The organism is Bradyrhizobium sp. 199 (genome assembly GCF_023073355.1).
Taxonomy (GTDB): Bacteria; Pseudomonadota; Alphaproteobacteria; order Rhizobiales; family Xanthobacteraceae; genus Bradyrhizobium.
In genome coordinates, this window is record NZ_JADPJI010000011.1 from 87,748 (window position 1) to 103,329 (window position 15,582).

The window sequence follows — 15,582 nt, forward strand, 5'->3', positions numbered from 1 at the left end:
GACACAAGCCACAGTCATTGCGCCGCGGTGATCGCCCCGAAATGACACGGCGTTGGCGTTGTGTCACGCTTCCAGCGCGATCGCGTGGACGTGGCGGCCGTAATCCGGCTCCTTGCGATGGACCGAACGGCGATAGCTGAAGAAGCGCTCGTCGGCGTAGGTGTCCACACCAAGATCGTCGATCATCAGGATGCCGGCGGCGTCCAGCCGCTTGCGGATGAAGCCGGCGAGGTCGAACATCGCGTGTCCCTCGCGCACCGACGGAATGAAGAACACGGCGTTGTCCGCATCCGCTTCAATGAAGCGCGCGACGAACTCGTTGCCGACCTCGTAGCTGTCCTGGCGGATCAGGGGCCCGATCGCGGCGATGATGCCACCGCGCGTGGCGCCGAGTTTCTCCATCGCCGAGATCGTCGCCTCCAGCACGCCCGTCAGCGCGCCCTTCCACCCCGCATGCGCGCCGCCGATCACGCGCGCGTTGGGATCGACGAACAGCACCGGTCCGCAATCGGCGGTGGAGACGCCGAGCGCAATGCCGGGCGTTTTCGTCACCAGCGCATCGCCTTTCGGCCGCGGCCCGCTGGGCCACGGCGCATCCGCAATGAGGACGTCGGGTGAATGGATCTGGTGCAGGCTGAGGAAGCGTTCCGGCGCGACGCCGACATGCTCGGCCATGCGGCGGCGGTTCTCCGCGACAAGGGCCTGATCGTCGTTGGAGCCCAGCCCGCCATTCAGCGCGGCATAGATGCCGCTGGAGACGCCGCCCTCGCGGGTGAAGAAGGCATGGCGCAGGCCGGGCACGGCCGACAGCAGCGACGAGGCGAACGTCATGAGGCGTCTCCGGCCTGCTCGAGGTCACTGAGGCCGGCAATGCCCGTGAGCCGCGGCTCGGAGATGCCGAGCACCTTGAACATCGAGCCCATGCCGCTGCGCCCACTCTCCGTCAGCCGCTTGAGCGCGATCGAAATGTCGGTGGCCACTTCCGGGGTTGCCTTCTGAATCAAGGCGGCGGCCCTTGTATCGATGCCGATGCGCTTGAGGAAGTCACCTTGCGTCACCGGCCCATGCACGCGCGCGCCGACATCCTCGGCCGCACGCGCCAGCGCCTGAAAGTCGACATGGGCGGTGACGTCGGCCTGGCCCGGCGCCTTCAAGGGATCGGCGAAGGTGTGGCGAGCAATCGCCTGAAACGTATCGCCGGCATCGCTGCGCAGATGGCCGTAGTCGATGATCAGCGCCGCGCCGTCCTGGTCGCGCACGCGGGTCGCGAGCTTCATGATCTCGGCGTCGGGCCGCCATTCGAACACGGCGCCGACCGGCGCGGCGCGCACCAACGGCGGCAGCAGCACGTCAAAGCGTGGCGTCGGCTCGGGCGCCGCGCCGAACTGAAGGCTTCCGTTCGGATCGACCTCGATCACGCGCTCGTGCCAGCCCTTATCGAGCCTCACCATCTGGTGGATCGGCAGCACGTCGAAATATTCGTTGGCGAGGATGATGCTCGGTCCTTCCGGCACGTCGTCGATGCTGTCATGCCAGGCGATGTTGCGCACGTTGGCCAGCGTCGCGCCCTGGCGTTCGCGCAAAACGGGATTGACCTCGACCATGTGGATGTGAAGCGCCTGGTACAGGGGTGGCAGCACGCGGAGCGCGCGCAGCGCATCCGCCATCATGGTGCCGCGGCCTGGCCCGAGTTCGATCAGCCGCAAAACTTGCGGCGAGCCCATCTGCTTCCACACCGAGGCGGACCATAGCCCCAACAGCTCGCCGAACATCTGGCTGACCTCGGGGGCGGTGGTGAAGTCGCCCTCACGCCCGAGCGGATCGCGCGAGAGGTAATAACCATGGCGCGGATGCATCAGGCACAATTCCATGTACCGCCAGACCGGCATGGGGCCGGAGGATTTGATCAGCGCCCTGATCTCGTTGAGTAGCGGCTGGTCGGTCACGGCGTGCTTTCTCGAAATGAATTAATGAACGGCCTTGGCGGGCTTTGGCGCACCGCCTCGCACTGCCAATACAATAAGTATGAGGCCCACAATAAGCATCGGGATCGACAACAGCATGCCCATGGTTAATCCGCCCCAGAGGAAGCCGAGCTGGGCGTCCGGCTCGCGGAAATGTTCGCCGGCGATCCGGGTCAGGCCATAGATCAGGATGAAGGCGCCAAGGATCATGCCGGGGCGCTTCAGCGCACCGAAGCGGATCATGATCGCGAGCACGGTGAACAGCAGGATGCCCTCCATGCCGGCCTCGTAGAGCTGGCTCGGATGACGCGGCAGCTGCGTGGGATCGTTGGGGAAGATGATGGCCCAGGGCAGGCTGGCGTCGGTGGCGCGACCCCACAATTCGCCGTTGATGAAATTGGCGATCCGTCCGAGCAGCAGCCCGACCGGAGCGACCGCGGTGGTGATGTCACCGAGCGACAGGATCGAGATGCCGTTGCGATAGGCAAATGACATCACTGCGACGACGCAGCCGAGGAAGCCGCCGTGAAAGGACATGCCGCCCTCCCACAATTTGAAGATCGCGGCGGGATGATCGACGAAGAAGGGCAGATTGTAGAACAGCACGTAGCCGGTGCGGCCGCCGAGAATGATGCCGAGCGTGACCCAGAGGATGAAGTCGTCGATCTGCACCAGCGACATCGGCGCGGGGCCGCCCCACAGGCGCTCTTTCTTCAGCAGCGAGCGCGCATAGAGCCAGCCGAACACGATGCCGCAGATATAGGCCAGCGCATACCAGCGGATCGCGAACGGCCCGATCTCGAGCGCGATCGGCTTGAAGGCCGGGAAGTCGATGAGCAAAAGGGGCATCAGGCTTTCTATGTCTAGACCAGATTGCGGCGGTAGAGCGCCAGCAGGCGCTCCCAATGCCGCTCGGCGGCGTCGCGGTGATAGACCGGGCGCCTGGGGAAGGCGAAGCCGTGATGCGTGCCGGGATAGATCTCGACCTCGGCTTTCGCGCCTTTCATGCCCTGTTTGACCTTCTCGATGATCTCCGGCGGCGCGTAGACGTCGGTCTCTGCGCAGGCGAAATAGAGTTCAGCCTTGGTCTTGGCTGCGGCCAGATGCGGGCTGTCGTCCTGATCCGTTGCGAGCTGCACACCGTAGATCGAGGCGGCGGCCTTGACGCGGTCGGGGAAATGCGTTGCGGCGTTGATGGCGTAGCGGCCGCTCATGCAATAGCCGACGGTGCCGACGATTTTAGTGTTCGCGGCTGCCTGGCCCTCGGCATAGGTGAGCAGCGCTCTGGTGTCATCCATGATCATCGGGATTGTGAGTGAGCCCATCAGAGCGAACATGCGCTTGCGCTCGGGCGCGTTCGGGTCGGTCGGCAGCGCGCCCAGCTCCATCGCGCCCGAGCGGTAATAGAGGTTCGGCAGCATCACGTAATAGCCCGACGTCGCGAGCCGGCGTGCCATGTCGCGCAGCTCTTCGCGGATTGCCGGCGCATCCATGTAGAACAGGATGACCGGGAACGGCCCGCCACGTTCGGGATGGGTGATGAAGGTTGCGGTGTGGCCGTCCTTGGTCGGGACCGCGATCTGCTGCTCGATCATCTCATGCGCCTTGTGATTCTTCTTATGCGGGGACGTCGAATACGATTGCAAGGAAACCGGTTCATGACAAGGATACCTCCGCTCGGCCCTTGAACCCCACCGTTCGGATTGCCATTGTGTTTTGGAGCATTCGCGCAAAGCTAACCTGAGGCCGCCAGGAGACCGAAATGACCCAGACCAACAACCGGTTTTTCGACGAGATCGGCCGCCTGATGAACGATGCCGCCGGTGCCGCCCAAGGCGTCAAGCGAGAGTTCGACACCGTGATGCGCACCCAGGCCGAAAAATTCCTGCGCGACATGGATCTGGTCAAGCGCGAGGAGTTCGAGGCCTTCAAGGATATGGCGCGCCTGGCACGCGAGGAGAACGAGGCGCTGAAAGCGCGCATCGCGGCGCTGGAGGCCAAGCTCGGCGGGACGACCTCGTAAGGCACTCTTTCTTACCCTGCCCCTCCAGGGGAGGGTAAGAGCCGGGCCGGAAACCCATTCTCCTTGTCATTTCCGCATCTTCCGGGTAGAAGTCCGCCACGTCCGCAGCCCCCGCACCCCTGGAGGCTTGCTGCGGCGTATGTCATGGGCCGCCTTGCGGCCCATTAACTTTTGCAAAAACAAGGACTTAACGACATGGCGACGACCGTCAAGGAATTGAAGGCGACCGCACGTCCGAAGAGCGGCAAGGGGGCCGCCCGGGCTGAGCGTCGCGCCGGGAGAGTGCCCGGAGTGATCTATGGCAACAACCAGCCCCCGCTGACGATCTCGATCGAGGATCGTGAACTGCGCCAGCGCATCCTTGCCGGCCGGTTCCTGACCACGCTGGTCGACATCGATCTCGAGGGCAGCAAGCACCGCGTGATTCCGCGCGACTACCACCTCGATCCGGTCAAGGATTTCCCGATCCATGTCGATTTCATGCGTCTTGGCGAAGGTGCCACCATCCGCATCAGCGTGCCCTTGCACGTCGTGAAGGCGGAAGGTTCGCCCGGCGTGAAGCGCGGCGGCGCCGTCAACATCGTTGCGCATGCGATCGAACTCGAGTGCGGCGTGGAGAACATCCCGCAATTCATCGAGGCTGACGTCGGTTCGCTCGAAATCGGCCACTCGCTGCATCTTTCCGACATCAAGCTGCCGGCCGGCGTGAAGGCACTGACCTCCGAGGACGCGACCCTCGTCACCATCGTGCCGCCGTCCGGTTACGCCGAAGAGCAGAAGGCCGCGGCTGCGGCTGCAGCTCCGGGTGCTGCCGCGGCTGCTCCGGCGGCTGGTGCGGCCGCTCCGGCTGCCGCTGCGCCTGCCGCAGCTGCCAAGGCTCCCGCCGGCGGCGACAAGAAGAAGTAATCTCTCAAAGCTGGCGCGCGGTCCCTGATCGCGCGCCAAGCGAGGGGCGCGCCGCGTCATGCGACTCTTTGTAGGGCTCGGCAATCCCGGCGCAAAATACGCACGCAACCGGCACAATATCGGCTTCATGGCCGTCGACGAGATCGCGCGGCGTCATGGCTTTGCGCCTTGGCGCCGCAGGTTTCAGGGCGAGACTTCGGAAGGCACGCTCGGCACCGAGCGCGTGATCCTGCTCAAGCCGACGACCTACATGAACGACTCCGGCCGGGCTGTGCAGGAAGCCGCAAGCTTCTTCAAGATTGCTCCTGGCGACATCACCGTGTTCCACGACGAGCTCGAGCTGCCGCCGGGCAAGGTGCGGGTGAAGATCGGCGGCGGCATCGCCGGACATAACGGCCTGCGTTCGATTTCGGCGCATATCGGCAACGATTATCGCCGCGTGCGTCTCGGCATCGGTCATCCCGGCGTCAAGGAACTGGTGCACGGCCACGTGCTGTCGGACTTCGCCAAGGCTGATAGCGACTGGGTAGCGACGCTGTGCGAGGCGGTGGCCGAGCACGCGGCACTTGTTGCCAAAGGCACGGACGCGACCTTCGCCAACAGGGTGCACCTCGCCATGCAGGCGAAGGGATTTTTGACCAAGGACGACAACGGCAAGGAATAACGCTCGTGGGATTCAAATGCGGGATCGTCGGATTGCCCAATGTCGGCAAGTCGACCTTGTTCAATGCGCTGACCGAGACGGCCGCGGCGCAAGCCGCGAACTATCCGTTCTGCACGATCGAGCCGAATGTCGGCGAGGTCGCCGTGCCTGATCCCAGGCTCGACAAGCTCGCGGCGATCGCCAAATCGGCGCAGATCATCCCGACCCGGCTGACCTTCGTCGACATCGCGGGCCTCGTCCGCGGCGCCTCCAAGGGCGAAGGCCTCGGCAATCAATTCCTGGCCAACATCCGCGAGGTCGACGCCATCGCGCATGTGGTGCGCTGCTTCGAGGATTCCGACATCACCCATGTCGAGGGCAAGATCGCCCCGCTCGCCGACATCGAGACCATCGAGACCGAGCTGATGCTCGCCGATCTCGACAGCCTGGAGAAGCGCGTCGACAACCTCACCAAGAAGGCCAAGGGCAACGACAAGGACGCCAAGGAGCAGCTCGACCTCGTCAACCGCACCCTGGTGCTGCTGCGCGGGGGCCAACCCGCGCGCCTCGTCGAGCGCAAGGCCGAGGAGGAGCGCGCCTTCGGGATGCTCGGCTTGCTGTCGTCGAAGCCCGTGCTCTACGTCTGCAACGTCGAGGAAGGCTCGGCCGCAACGGGCAATTCGTTCTCCAAGGCCGTGCAGGAGCAGGCCGCCAAGGAAGGCGCCGTCGCCGTCGTCATCTCCGCCAAGATCGAATCCGAGATCGCCACCATCTCGCGTGCGGAACGCGCCGACTTCCTGGAAACGCTGGGCCTGGAGGAGGCCGGCCTCGATCGCCTGATCCGCGCCGGCTACACGCTGCTCGACCTCATCACCTATTTCACCGTGGGCCCGAAGGAAGCGCGCGCCTGGACCATCTATCGCGGCACCAAGGCGCCGGGCGCGGCCGGCGTGATCCACACCGATTTCGAGAAGGGCTTTATTCGCGCCGAGACGATTGCGTACGAGGACTACGTCGCGCTCGGCGGCGAAGCCGGCGCACGCGATGCCGGCAAGCTCAGGCTCGAAGGCAAGGAATACGTGGTCGCCGACGGCGACGTGATGCATTTCAGGTTCAATACGTAAGATATCGGCCGCGTGCCCCGGCTCTGCAGCCCTCTTTGCGGTGCGCTGCAGAGCCGGGGCCCAGCAGTCTCGATTTGGATGCATGGGTCCCGGCTCTGCGTCGCGTCATTTCATGCCGCGCCGCGTCCGGGACACGAGAGCTACCGCAACCCGCCGCCCTGGTCCCGGATCGCGCCGAGATGCTCGTTGATGCGGAAGACGATCAGGATCAGCTCCGCGAGGATGCGCGAGAACACGATGCCGACGACGACGCTGGCGATCGACGACAGCAGCATCAGGAAGCCGCCGAACGGGCTGATCGCCATCGCCGCGAGCCCTGAGAAGATGCCGGAGAGGCCGAACAGGCAGATCAGCGCGATCACCAGCCAATAGAAGGTCTTGATGATCGTCGGCGTGATGAACCGGTCCCATTGGAAAAGGTCGCTGAATGAAAACATTGATCTCCCCAGGGCAAATCGGGCCCGCAACCGGCCTCGGCACTCGGGTCGTCGATTGGGTCCGACTCAAGGCCGCCGCCACCCCGTATGTAGCACGAGCCATGCGGGCCGGCGGGTTGAGATTGCCGCAAAGTGCGGCCACAATCTGTCATTCCCGCAAAGCTTTCCCGAGATGACCCTGACCTTCGAAGATTTCCCGCCCGGCCGCTTCGGCACATTCGGCCCGCGCCATGTCACCCGTGACGAGATTTTGGCCTTTGCCGCCGAGTTCGATCCGCAGCCCATGCACCTGGACGAGGAGGCCGCCAGCAAAAGCATGCTGCGCGGCTTGTCCGGCTCGGGCTGGCACCTCTGCTCGCTGATGATGCGGATGATGGCCGACGGCTTCATCACCCGCGCCGCTTCGCTGGGGTCTCCCGGCGTCGATGAGGTCCGTTGGCTGTCGCCGCTCAGGCCGGGTGACGACCTGACGCTCGATGTCGATGTGCTGGAAGCGCGCGCCTCGAAGAGCCGGCCGGAGCTTGGCATCGTCACGTTCAAATGCACCGCCCGCAACGCTAAGGGGCAGGCGCTCGCTGAGATGACTTCGCCGATCCTCATCCAGCGGCGCGAGGGGGCGGTCTGATGCGGTTCTTCGAGGACATCGAGATCGACCAGCGCCGCGAAATCGGCGCCTATACGTTCACCGCGGAAGCCATCAAGAGTTTCGCCGCAAAGTTCGATCCGCAGCGTTTTCATCTCGACGAGGAGGAAGGCAAGAACTCGCTGTTCGGCGGGCTCGCCGCATCGGGCTGGCATGTCGGCTCGGCCTGCATGAGTCTGCTTGTCGCCGATGGCCAGCGTCTGGCGCGCGAGGCTGCGGCGCGCGGCGAGGAGGTTGCGGTATGGGGCCCTTCGCCGGGCTTTCGCGACCTGCGCTGGATCAGGCCGGTGCTGGCCGGCGACACGATCAACTATGTCAGCGTCATCATCGATAAGCGCACCTCCGCCTCGCGTCCCGGCTGGGGCATCCTGACCGCCCGCACCACCGGGACCAATCAGCGCGGCGAGGCGGTCTATTCCATTACGGCTAGCGCCTTCGTGCCGACGCGCGTGAAGGCCGCTTAGATCTGTTCCAGGATGAACGGTCTAAATGAGTGCGCGAGTGTTGCCCGCGCGCTATGGACGCGTTTTGGGGCGGCTGCCATAAGCCTGCGCAACATGGTTACCGCGAAGCAGTTTGCCGGAACCATCGAGTTGCTAACTAATTATGAACCTGTCGCTGTCTATTTGAAACGAATTGGCAGAAGACAGGGGACGAGGACCATGGCAGATCGCGGCGCACTCAAGCTTGTTGGATTTATCTTCGCGACCGCGACGCTGGCAGTGATGCTGGTGGCCGGCATGGTGGTGAAGGGCTATGCCGATGGCGCCTACACCCTGGAAGCCTCGGCCGTCGACGCGAGCCGGTAAGACTTCGTTAATTTTCGCAGCCGGCTTCCGGCCGCACTTCAACGGCTATAGACGAACGCCAGGATGGCGATCGTAACCGCCAACAGCCCGACAAAGCGCAGCATGATCGTGCCGATTTGATTCGGCGCGGGCCGCAACGGTATCGGGTCCGTGGTGTCGGGCCGAATGCTTTCCATGTGAAATGTCCCCAGGCCCGGCCGAACAGGCCACCGGCGCTTGGCATTCGTCGCTCTGGCAGGGCCGAGGGTTCAAAGCACGCCCTCGTGTCCTGGACGCGCTGCAGCGCTCTTGCGCTGCTGCGCAGAGCCGACCCACCGCGCCCGCATTCATCCTGGCCATGGCCCCGACTCTGCGGCGCGTTGCTGCGTGCCGCACCGCGTCCGGGGCACGAGGACCTCATGAATCAAAACCGCCGCGCCCCTTCCGGGTCGCGGCGGCTCGTGATGCAGTGTGGTAGCGATCAGCTGTTGCGCAGGCCGTCGGCGGCACGCTTCCACTGCGCGACGTTGTCGGAGATCATGCGGGTCGACTTCATCGCGGCCTGGCTGAGCTGGGCATAGCCGGAGATCTCGCGCTGGACGCGCTGGCCTTCGGCGTGGAGCAGGTCCCGCAGGCTCTCGAGTTCCGAGATCAAGTTCTCGATTTCGGCGAGCGAAGTGCCGGCGACGCGCTGGATCAGCGAGTTGACGTTGGTGACGGTGGCTTCGGCGCTCGGATCGAGCGGCGGCGCATCGGTGGTGGTGGCTGCCGGACGGCGCAGATAGGCGATGTCGTTGCGGACGAAGTCGCGGATGCCGGCTTCGACCTCCGTCACGGCGGCGAGGTTGGTGTCGACCGTCTCGGTCTCGGTGGCTTCGATCTTTTCGGGACGCATGGCGTTCATCGTTATTCCCCTGTTCGCGTTGAGCGCAGCGCGAGTGTCCCCCGCACGACGACGTCTGTGAGGCTTGCCTATCAGGGCGTCCGATTTTGACCGCAAATGGGCCGAGATGCGGCAAGGGCGGACCATTCGAGGGTTTTGCCGTGGCGTATGGTTAGGAGAGCGTGAACGCCGGCCGGGAGCCACGAGGAACCCTCATGGTGAGGAGCGTGCTGGGCTCTACCAGCTCTTCTTGAACCCCGCCGTCAGGCTCTTGTTGATCGCGCCTTGCGAGGTCTCGCCGACCGAGCCGGAGACGGTGACGTTGTCGAACAGCTTCTGCTCGGCGCCGACCTTGCGCAGCCATTTGTCGTCGGTGGTCGACAGCGTCTGGCCGGCGGTGATGCTGGTGCCGGTGTCGCTGAGGGTGACCTTGGCGGACTGGTCGGTCTCGTAATTGCGCGTGATGTGGCCGCCAATGCCGGGCACGGTCGTGGTGCCCTGCTGATTGACGCTGTAGCCGTTCTGCAGCGTCAGCGAAGTGTCGCCCGAGAGCGGCACCGATTTGATCAGCGAGGCCCCGATCTTGCTGTGCTCCGCACCGGGATCGACGCGGGCTTCCACCGCGGTCTTGTCCCAGATCGCGCCCGCGCCCGGCGCGGTCGCCGTCGCCCAGGCGCTGCCGGAGGATTGCGGCAGGTTGCCGCCATTGGTGGCCTTCTGCGCCAGCAGCTCGGACATTGTTCGCGGCTCGCTCGTCACCGTCATGTCGGCGCCGACCCTGGTATCCCAGAACGAGAACACGGACTGCTTCACCGTCACGGCCGCGGAGCCGTTTGCATTGGCGTTCGACGACCAGTTCAGCTCGTCCTTGGCGGCGGACTGGGCGCGCTTCTTGGCGGCCATGGGGTCAATGCCGGTGCCGGCGTCGACCGCGAGCTGACTCCAGTCGAGCTTGTCGACGTCGATGCCCTTGAGCACGTCGGGGTCGTTGACGTCGGGGGCTTCCGCCACCGCCGCTGTGTCGGCCTCGTCGTCAGGCGCGGCCGCTATGGGCGAGAAGGGCGGAATGATCTGCGCCGAGACCGTCAGCGCCGAGCTCAATATGAATACGGCCGCCAGCACGGGCAGCCTGGTCCAGCCAAACCCTGTCGAGAATTGCATCGTCCTGCCCGCAAGCCCCAGCGCATGCTTTCCGACAATATATATCGGCCTTCAGCAAAGACCATGCGCCATTCCGCGCTGAAAATGCTGATTCATCGTCGCGAAATTGTGGCGGTGGTCAAGCCCCCGACACCAACGGGCCGCGCGAAAGGCGCGCGCCCGATGACGAGCTTCCGGCGCGACGGCATCCGGCGGGGCTGGAGGCCAGGACGTCGCAGCCGGCCTTGTCATCGGTCCCGAACAACGGGGCCCGTTGGCGTCCCCCTCAGCCGACGCTGGTCATCATCGGCAGATGAATGGCGCGGCCGAGTGCCTGCTCGACCAGGTCGAAGGTGTCGATCAGCACGCGCATGCTGACGAGCTTGCCCGCTCTGAACTGGGCGAACTGCGCGACCCGCAGGCTGATCGGCTTGTTGGAATCGAGGGCGGTCAGGGAATAGCGCACCATCGAGGCGGCGGAATCGACGCCGAGCATGATGCTTTCGCGGTCGAAGCGGCGGACCTGGAAATTGTCGGCGAGCTGGCGGATGACCTCGAGCACGGCGTCCTTGCCCTGGCGCGCGCCGAGAAACGGAAACATGTCGATCGGGCCGTAGAGCGCCCATTCGACGTCCTCGTCAATCAAGGCCTCGATATCAGCAAAATGCCGGTCATTGATCGCGCGGTGCAACGCGCGCGAGAAACGCCAGAGGCTGTGCTCTGTCACTTTGGGCAATCCTGAAGCTGGCTTGGCGAAAAAAGGAAAACAGCCCCAGGCGCAGTCAGTGCCGAGGCTCAACTCATTTGTATACGAACAAAATACGCGGTTTCACCGGCAACGCAATTCACGTTTTCGCAATGCACCATTGACGGTCTTTTGTGAGATTTACAACAAACCCCGTAATTTCCCGGTCCCACGGCCGAGTTCCCGACTCAGGTTTCTCGGGGAAGGGAGGATCAGTCCACCGCGCGCCCGTGATCATTGGCGGGCTTGGCCAACTGTTGGGGAGGAAACCCGAACCCATCCTCGCTCGTTGAGGGCCTGACATCGCATCTGGAGACATCGATCCATGAAATCACCGCTTATCGCCGTCACCGCCGCGCTACTCATGCTTGGCGCGACCTCCGCAGCCGACGCCAAGGGCTGCATCAAGGGCGCCGTCGTCGGCGGCGTGGCCGGTCACTATGCCGGCCATCATGGCGTTCTCGGCGCCGCCGCCGGCTGCCTCTACGGCCGGCACCACGCCAAGGAGCAGGAAAAGCAGCGGCAGCAGAGCCAGACCAACGGGCAGGGGAAGCTCTAGCCCTCGCCATCGTCAGGCGAGTAAGGAGCCACCGCTCTCTCACTCCTTCCCCGTGACGGACCTCACATCACGCCCGTACCGGCGCGGCTATGGTCGCCCCCATGTCATCAGGAGACGTGCCATGGCCGCCATCGCCACCGTCAGAAAGTCCCGCCTGCACAACGCGCTCGAAGGCGTCGCGCTGACCACGATCCTGCAGAGCTTCCCGACCTTCGCCGCCGCCGCCTTCCTGCTCAAGCTCGCCGGCGACCACGACCTCTCGGGCGACCCCGGCGTCGCCATCTTCGTCGCCATCGCCTCGCTCGCCCACGCCATGCTAGCCGTGACCCTCGGCCCGAGCTTCCCGGCGTTCTTCAAGACCGTCTATGAGCCGAAGTTCTTCGAGGCCCACCTGTCGCTATCCGACAAGATCACGGCATGGCGCACCCAACCCGTCGCCTCGCTCCAGCTCGTGACCATCGTGCTGCTGCTGTCAGTCATGGCGGTGGTGACGGCGAGCGTGGGGTGAGGACCCCCGTCATCCGGGGCGCCGCAAAGCGGCGAGCCCGGAATCTACACCAACGAACGGCGCTGTCCGATGCCTAAAGCATGATCCGGAAAAGTGCGCAGCGGTTTTCCGAAAAGATCATGCGTAAACAACAACCCAAAGCGCGATGGCGATTCATCCTAATCGCATGGCGCTTTAGGCCCTACTTCTTCTTCCACCCACCTCTATGCCCCGGCGCCCCTCCGCTCGACCGGGGCGATGGTCCGAACTCCGGGCCTGACTGCCTTGAGTCCGTCGGCTGGATGATCCGGCTGGTGCCGCCGAACGGCTTTGCCGGCAGCGTCTGCTTGTCGCGATAGGGCAGGGACTCCGGGCCGTGCATTTCGTCGAGATGCGGCTTGTGCACCTTCGAGCCGCTGCCGCCGCCGCTCGCTTTCAGCGCGGAGCTGACGGTTTTCTTCTTCATCGCGCTGACGGGGAGATTGGCTGCGTCGCCGTATTTCTTGGTGCCGACGTAGGCGCCGGCCTTGCCCTGCACGGTGCGCTGCTTGACAGTGGGATCGTCGACCACGGCGAGCTCGGTGGCGCGCAGGCGCTTGACCTCGTCGCGCAGGCGGGCGGCTTCCTCGAAATTCAGATCGGCCGCGGCCTCGCGCATCCGCGTCTCGAGATCGCCCAGCACGGCCTCGAAATTGTGGCCGATCGAGATGACGTCGTCCGTCATGTCGTGGCCGCCGATCTCGATCAGCACATGATCGCGCTCGTAGACGCTGTTCATGATGTCGCCGATCGACTTCTTGATGCTCTCCGGCGTGATGCCATGCGCCGTGTTGTATTCGACCTGCTTCTCGCGGCGGCGGTCGGTTTCGGCGATGGCGCGCTCCATCGATCCCGTCATCTGGTCGGCGTACAGGATCACCTTGCCGTCCACGTTGCGCGCGGCGCGGCCGATGGTCTGGATCAGCGAGGTCTCGCTACGCAAAAAGCCTTCCTTGTCGGCATCGAGGATCGCGACCAGCGCGCATTCGGGAATGTCGAGGCCTTCGCGGAGCAAATTGATGCCGACCAGCGCGTCGAAGGCGCCAAGGCGCAGATCGCGGATGATCTCGATGCGTTCGATGGTGTCGATGTCGCTGTGCATGTAGCGGACGCGAATGCCCTGCTCATGCAGATATTCGGTCAGGTCCTCCGCCATGCGCTTGGTCAGCACCGTGATCAGCGAGCGATAGCCGGCCTGCGCGGTGGCGCGCACTTCGCCGACGAGATCGTCGACCTGGGTGCGGGCAGGGCGAATATGGACGGGAGGATCAATCAGCCCGGTCGGACGGATCACCTGCTCGACGAACACGCCGCCGCTCTCATTGATTTCCCAGGCGCTCGGCGTGGCGGAGACCGCGACGGTCTGCGGTCGCATCATGTCCCATTCCTCGAAGCGCAGTGGACGGTTGTCCATGCACGACGGCAGGCGGAAGCCATATTCGGCCAGCGTCGCCTTGCGGCGGAAGTCGCCTTTGAACATGGCGCCGATCTGGGGCACGGTGACGTGGCTCTCATCGGCGAACACCAGCGCGTTGTCGGGCACGTATTCGAACAGCGTCGGCGGCGGCTCGCCGGGCAGGCGCCCGGTGAGATAGCGCGAATAGTTCTCGATGCCGGCGCAGCTTCCTGTCGCCTCCATCATCTCGATGTCGAAGGTGGTCCGCTGCTCCAGCCGCTGCGCTTCCAACAGGCGGCCCTGGCCGTGGAGCTGGTCGAGCCGCATCTTCAGTTCGGATTTGATCGATTTGATCGCCTGCACCAGCGTCGGCCGCGGCGTCACGTAATGCGAGTTGGCGTACATCTTGATGAATTCGAGCTCGTCCTGCTTGTGGCCGGTGAGGGGATCGAACTCCTCGATGGTCTCGATGGTGTCGCCGAACAGGTTCACGCGCCAGGCGCGGTCCTCATAGTGCGCCGGAAAGATGTCTATGACGTCGCCGCGGACGCGGAACGTGCCGCGGGTGAAATCGGCCTGGGTGCGCTTGTACTGGAGCGCGACGAGGTCGGCGATCAGCTGGCGCTGGTCGATGCGCTCGCCCTTCTTCAGCGCGAAGGTCATCGCGGTGTAGGTCTCGACCGAGCCGATACCGTAGATGCAGGAGACCGAGGCGACGATGATGACGTCGTCGCGTTCGAGCAGCGCGCGCGTCGCCGAGTGGCGCATACGGTCGATCTGCTCGTTGATGGAGGAATCCTTCTCGATATAGGTGTCGGTGCGCGGGACGTACGCTTCCGGCTGGTAGTAATCATAGTAGGAGACGAAATACTCGACAGCGTTGTCAGGGAAGAAGTTCTTGAACTCGCCGTAGAGCTGGGCGGCGAGCGTCTTGTTCGGCGCCAGGATCAGGGCCGGGCGCTGCGTCTTCTCGATCACCTGCGCCATCGTGTAGGTCTTGCCCGAGCCGGTGACGCCGAGCAGCACTTGAGTGCGATCGTTACGCTGGACGCCTTCGACCAGCTCGGCAATCGCCGTCGGCTGGTCGCCCTTGGGCTGGTATTCCGACTTGATCTTGAAGCGCACGCCGCCTTCGGACTTTTCAGGCCGCGGCGGGCGGTGCGGCGTCCACACCTTCGTGGAGCCGTCGTCCTTGCGGAACTCCGGGCGGCCCTCGCGGATCAGCGATTCCAGCGCATCGGCCGTGGCCTTGACGCCGAGCGCCTCCATCTTGCTGCGCGGCGGACGCGCCAGCGCCTCGGCATCGTCCTCCTCCGTGGGCAAACCGAGCTGACGCGCCAGTTCCGGATCGAGCGTCGGGATTGTGGCGGCGGTTCCGTAATTGGCCTGCGGTGCTTCTTCCAGCCCACCGACCTCGGTGGATTGGCGCGCTCCCACCGGCTGCGGATTGGGTCTGAGCGGCATCGGCCGCGTCACATCCTGCGGAAAGTCCCTCGGGGTCGAGGCCCGCGCCCGATGCGCCGCGGCCTCGCCGCCGGATCGCCGGTCGCGCGAATTGTCCGGCGGTGGCTGCAGGCCCGTGCCGGATCCCAGCCCGGCATCGCCGCGATTGATCGCGGGATTGAGCAATTCGGCCAGCGCCGGCCCGATCGGCTGCACATCGGGGCGATGCGCTTTCGAGTTCGGAGCCTTGGTCTTGGAGGATTTGCCGGATTTTTCGGAGGATGCAGGTTTCTTCGCCATGAGGCGAATATGGGACGAGTCCGCCCCGCAATAAAGGGCGAATGCCCGTTGCAATGCAGGCT

General features: G+C 64.6%; 19 protein-coding genes. 9 read left to right on the forward strand and 10 right to left on the reverse strand.

Annotation, left to right across the window (positions count from 1 at the left end):
- Window positions 1-63: 63 nt before the first annotated feature.
- From pgeF to IVB28_RS27980, 4 genes are read right to left on the reverse strand one after another with little or no spacing between them, the layout of a single operon-like run.
- Entirely contained in the window at window positions 64-831 is a 768-nt protein-coding gene (pgeF, locus tag IVB28_RS27965; RefSeq protein ID WP_247530562.1) for a peptidoglycan editing factor PgeF, read from the reverse strand.
- On the reverse strand, window positions 828-1,946 hold the full coding sequence (locus IVB28_RS27970) for an SAM-dependent methyltransferase (protein WP_247530563.1): 1,119 nt from the start codon (window positions 1,944-1,946) through the stop codon (window positions 828-830). The genes pgeF and IVB28_RS27970 overlap by 4 nt, the downstream gene beginning before the upstream one ends.
- Window positions 1,947-1,967: 21 nt before the next feature.
- A complete protein-coding gene (gene lgt / locus IVB28_RS27975; protein WP_247530566.1) occupies window positions 1,968-2,813 on the reverse strand; it encodes a prolipoprotein diacylglyceryl transferase in 846 nt (281 codons plus the stop codon).
- Window positions 2,814-2,827: 14 nt separating this feature from the next.
- Complete coding sequence (locus IVB28_RS27980) at window positions 2,828-3,559, reverse strand: dienelactone hydrolase family protein (protein ID WP_247530568.1); 732 nt, start codon at window positions 3,557-3,559, stop codon at window positions 2,828-2,830.
- 167 nt (window positions 3,560-3,726) lie between these two features.
- Between IVB28_RS27980 and IVB28_RS27985 the strand changes: the two genes are divergently transcribed.
- The 4 genes from IVB28_RS27985 (at window position 3,727) to ychF (ending at window position 6,660) form a co-directional block, all read left to right on the forward strand.
- Window positions 3,727-3,987, forward strand: coding sequence for an accessory factor UbiK family protein (locus tag IVB28_RS27985; RefSeq protein ID WP_247530570.1), 261 nt, complete (start codon window positions 3,727-3,729; stop codon window positions 3,985-3,987).
- A 195-nt stretch (window positions 3,988-4,182) separates the two neighbouring features.
- A complete protein-coding gene (locus IVB28_RS27990) occupies window positions 4,183-4,893 on the forward strand; it encodes a 50S ribosomal protein L25/general stress protein Ctc (protein WP_247530572.1) in 711 nt (236 codons plus the stop codon).
- 58 nt (window positions 4,894-4,951) lie between these two features.
- Window positions 4,952-5,557 carry an aminoacyl-tRNA hydrolase gene (pth, locus tag IVB28_RS27995; protein ID WP_247530574.1) on the forward strand — a complete coding sequence of 202 codons (606 nt, stop codon included), beginning with the start codon at window positions 4,952-4,954 and terminating at the stop codon, window positions 5,555-5,557.
- A 5-nt stretch (window positions 5,558-5,562) separates the two neighbouring features.
- Entirely contained in the window at window positions 5,563-6,660 is a 1,098-nt protein-coding gene (gene ychF / locus IVB28_RS28000) for a redox-regulated ATPase YchF (protein WP_247530576.1), read from the forward strand.
- Window positions 6,661-6,800: 140 nt separating this feature from the next.
- Here ychF and IVB28_RS28005 read toward each other — a convergent pair whose 3' ends face one another.
- Entirely contained in the window at window positions 6,801-7,097 is a 297-nt protein-coding gene (locus IVB28_RS28005; protein ID WP_247530578.1) for a DUF4282 domain-containing protein, read from the reverse strand.
- A gap of 172 nt (window positions 7,098-7,269) precedes the next feature.
- On the opposite strand from IVB28_RS28005, the gene IVB28_RS28010 reads away from it, so the two are divergent.
- The 3 genes from IVB28_RS28010 to IVB28_RS28020 all read left to right on the forward strand — a co-directional run bounded on the left by IVB28_RS28010 (window position 7,270) and on the right by IVB28_RS28020 (window position 8,549).
- Window positions 7,270-7,722 carry a MaoC family dehydratase gene (locus IVB28_RS28010; RefSeq protein ID WP_247530580.1) on the forward strand — a complete coding sequence of 151 codons (453 nt, stop codon included), beginning with the start codon at window positions 7,270-7,272 and terminating at the stop codon, window positions 7,720-7,722.
- A complete protein-coding gene (locus IVB28_RS28015) occupies window positions 7,722-8,204 on the forward strand; it encodes a MaoC family dehydratase (protein ID WP_247530582.1) in 483 nt (160 codons plus the stop codon). The genes IVB28_RS28010 and IVB28_RS28015 overlap by 1 nt, the downstream gene beginning before the upstream one ends.
- 198 nt (window positions 8,205-8,402) lie before the next feature.
- A complete protein-coding gene (locus tag IVB28_RS28020) occupies window positions 8,403-8,549 on the forward strand; it encodes a hypothetical protein (protein WP_164936510.1) in 147 nt (48 codons plus the stop codon).
- Between the two features lie 38 nt (window positions 8,550-8,587).
- Here IVB28_RS28020 and IVB28_RS28025 read toward each other — a convergent pair whose 3' ends face one another.
- The 4 genes from IVB28_RS28025 to IVB28_RS28040 form a co-directional block, all read right to left on the reverse strand.
- Entirely contained in the window at window positions 8,588-8,725 is a 138-nt protein-coding gene (locus IVB28_RS28025; RefSeq protein ID WP_247530584.1) for a hypothetical protein, read from the reverse strand.
- A 284-nt stretch (window positions 8,726-9,009) separates the two neighbouring features.
- The gene (locus tag IVB28_RS28030) at window positions 9,010-9,432 is read right to left on the reverse strand and encodes a hypothetical protein (RefSeq protein WP_247530586.1); all 423 of its coding nucleotides are present in this window, start codon (window positions 9,430-9,432) and stop codon (window positions 9,010-9,012) included.
- 216 nt (window positions 9,433-9,648) lie between these two features.
- On the reverse strand, window positions 9,649-10,572 hold the full coding sequence (locus IVB28_RS28035) for a hypothetical protein (RefSeq protein WP_247530587.1): 924 nt from the start codon (window positions 10,570-10,572) through the stop codon (window positions 9,649-9,651).
- A 265-nt stretch (window positions 10,573-10,837) separates the two neighbouring features.
- Complete coding sequence (locus tag IVB28_RS28040; RefSeq protein WP_247530588.1) at window positions 10,838-11,278, reverse strand: nuclear transport factor 2 family protein; 441 nt, start codon at window positions 11,276-11,278, stop codon at window positions 10,838-10,840.
- A 343-nt stretch (window positions 11,279-11,621) separates the two neighbouring features.
- Here IVB28_RS28040 and IVB28_RS28045 point away from each other — a divergent pair, with 343 nt between their 5' ends.
- Window positions 11,622-11,855, forward strand: a complete 234-nt coding sequence (locus IVB28_RS28045) for a hypothetical protein (RefSeq protein ID WP_247530590.1) — start codon at window positions 11,622-11,624, stop codon at window positions 11,853-11,855.
- A gap of 121 nt (window positions 11,856-11,976) precedes the next feature.
- Window positions 11,977-12,363 (forward strand): hypothetical protein, encoded by a 387-nt coding sequence (locus IVB28_RS28050; RefSeq protein ID WP_247530592.1) that lies wholly within the window; start codon window positions 11,977-11,979, stop codon window positions 12,361-12,363.
- A 181-nt stretch (window positions 12,364-12,544) separates the two neighbouring features.
- Here the strand turns inward: IVB28_RS28050 and uvrB are convergent, their stop codons facing one another.
- Window positions 12,545-15,520 (reverse strand): excinuclease ABC subunit UvrB, encoded by a 2,976-nt coding sequence (gene uvrB, locus IVB28_RS28055; protein WP_247530594.1) that lies wholly within the window; start codon window positions 15,518-15,520, stop codon window positions 12,545-12,547.
- Window positions 15,521-15,582 lie beyond the last annotated feature (62 nt).

Excerpts from the sequence above, each read along its gene's own strand:
- pgeF (WP_247530562.1), bottom strand. The coding sequence starts at position 831 with ATGACGTTCGCCTCGTCGCTGCTGTCGGCCGTGCCCGGCCTGCGCCAT.
- lgt (WP_247530566.1), bottom strand. The coding sequence starts at position 2,813 with ATGCCCCTTTTGCTCATCGACTTCCCGGCCTTCAAGCCGATCGCGCTC.
- IVB28_RS27980 (WP_247530568.1), bottom strand. The coding sequence starts at position 3,559 with ATGATCGAGCAGCAGATCGCGGTCCCGACCAAGGACGGCCACACCGCA.
- IVB28_RS27985 (WP_247530570.1), top strand. The coding sequence starts at position 3,727 with ATGACCCAGACCAACAACCGGTTTTTCGACGAGATCGGCCGCCTGATG.
- IVB28_RS27990 (WP_247530572.1), top strand. The coding sequence starts at position 4,183 with ATGGCGACGACCGTCAAGGAATTGAAGGCGACCGCACGTCCGAAGAGC.
- pth (WP_247530574.1), top strand. The coding sequence starts at position 4,952 with ATGCGACTCTTTGTAGGGCTCGGCAATCCCGGCGCAAAATACGCACGC.
- IVB28_RS28005 (WP_247530578.1), bottom strand. The coding sequence starts at position 7,097 with ATGTTTTCATTCAGCGACCTTTTCCAATGGGACCGGTTCATCACGCCG.
- IVB28_RS28010 (WP_247530580.1), top strand. The coding sequence starts at position 7,270 with ATGACCCTGACCTTCGAAGATTTCCCGCCCGGCCGCTTCGGCACATTC.
- IVB28_RS28015 (WP_247530582.1), top strand. The coding sequence starts at position 7,722 with ATGCGGTTCTTCGAGGACATCGAGATCGACCAGCGCCGCGAAATCGGC.
- IVB28_RS28020 (WP_164936510.1), top strand. The coding sequence starts at position 8,403 with ATGGCAGATCGCGGCGCACTCAAGCTTGTTGGATTTATCTTCGCGACC.
- IVB28_RS28025 (WP_247530584.1), bottom strand. The coding sequence starts at position 8,725 with ATGGAAAGCATTCGGCCCGACACCACGGACCCGATACCGTTGCGGCCC.
- IVB28_RS28030 (WP_247530586.1), bottom strand. The coding sequence starts at position 9,432 with ATGAACGCCATGCGTCCCGAAAAGATCGAAGCCACCGAGACCGAGACG.
- IVB28_RS28035 (WP_247530587.1), bottom strand. The coding sequence starts at position 10,572 with ATGCAATTCTCGACAGGGTTTGGCTGGACCAGGCTGCCCGTGCTGGCG.
- IVB28_RS28045 (WP_247530590.1), top strand. The coding sequence starts at position 11,622 with ATGAAATCACCGCTTATCGCCGTCACCGCCGCGCTACTCATGCTTGGC.
- IVB28_RS28050 (WP_247530592.1), top strand. The coding sequence starts at position 11,977 with ATGGCCGCCATCGCCACCGTCAGAAAGTCCCGCCTGCACAACGCGCTC.
- uvrB (WP_247530594.1), bottom strand. The coding sequence starts at position 15,520 with ATGGCGAAGAAACCTGCATCCTCCGAAAAATCCGGCAAATCCTCCAAG.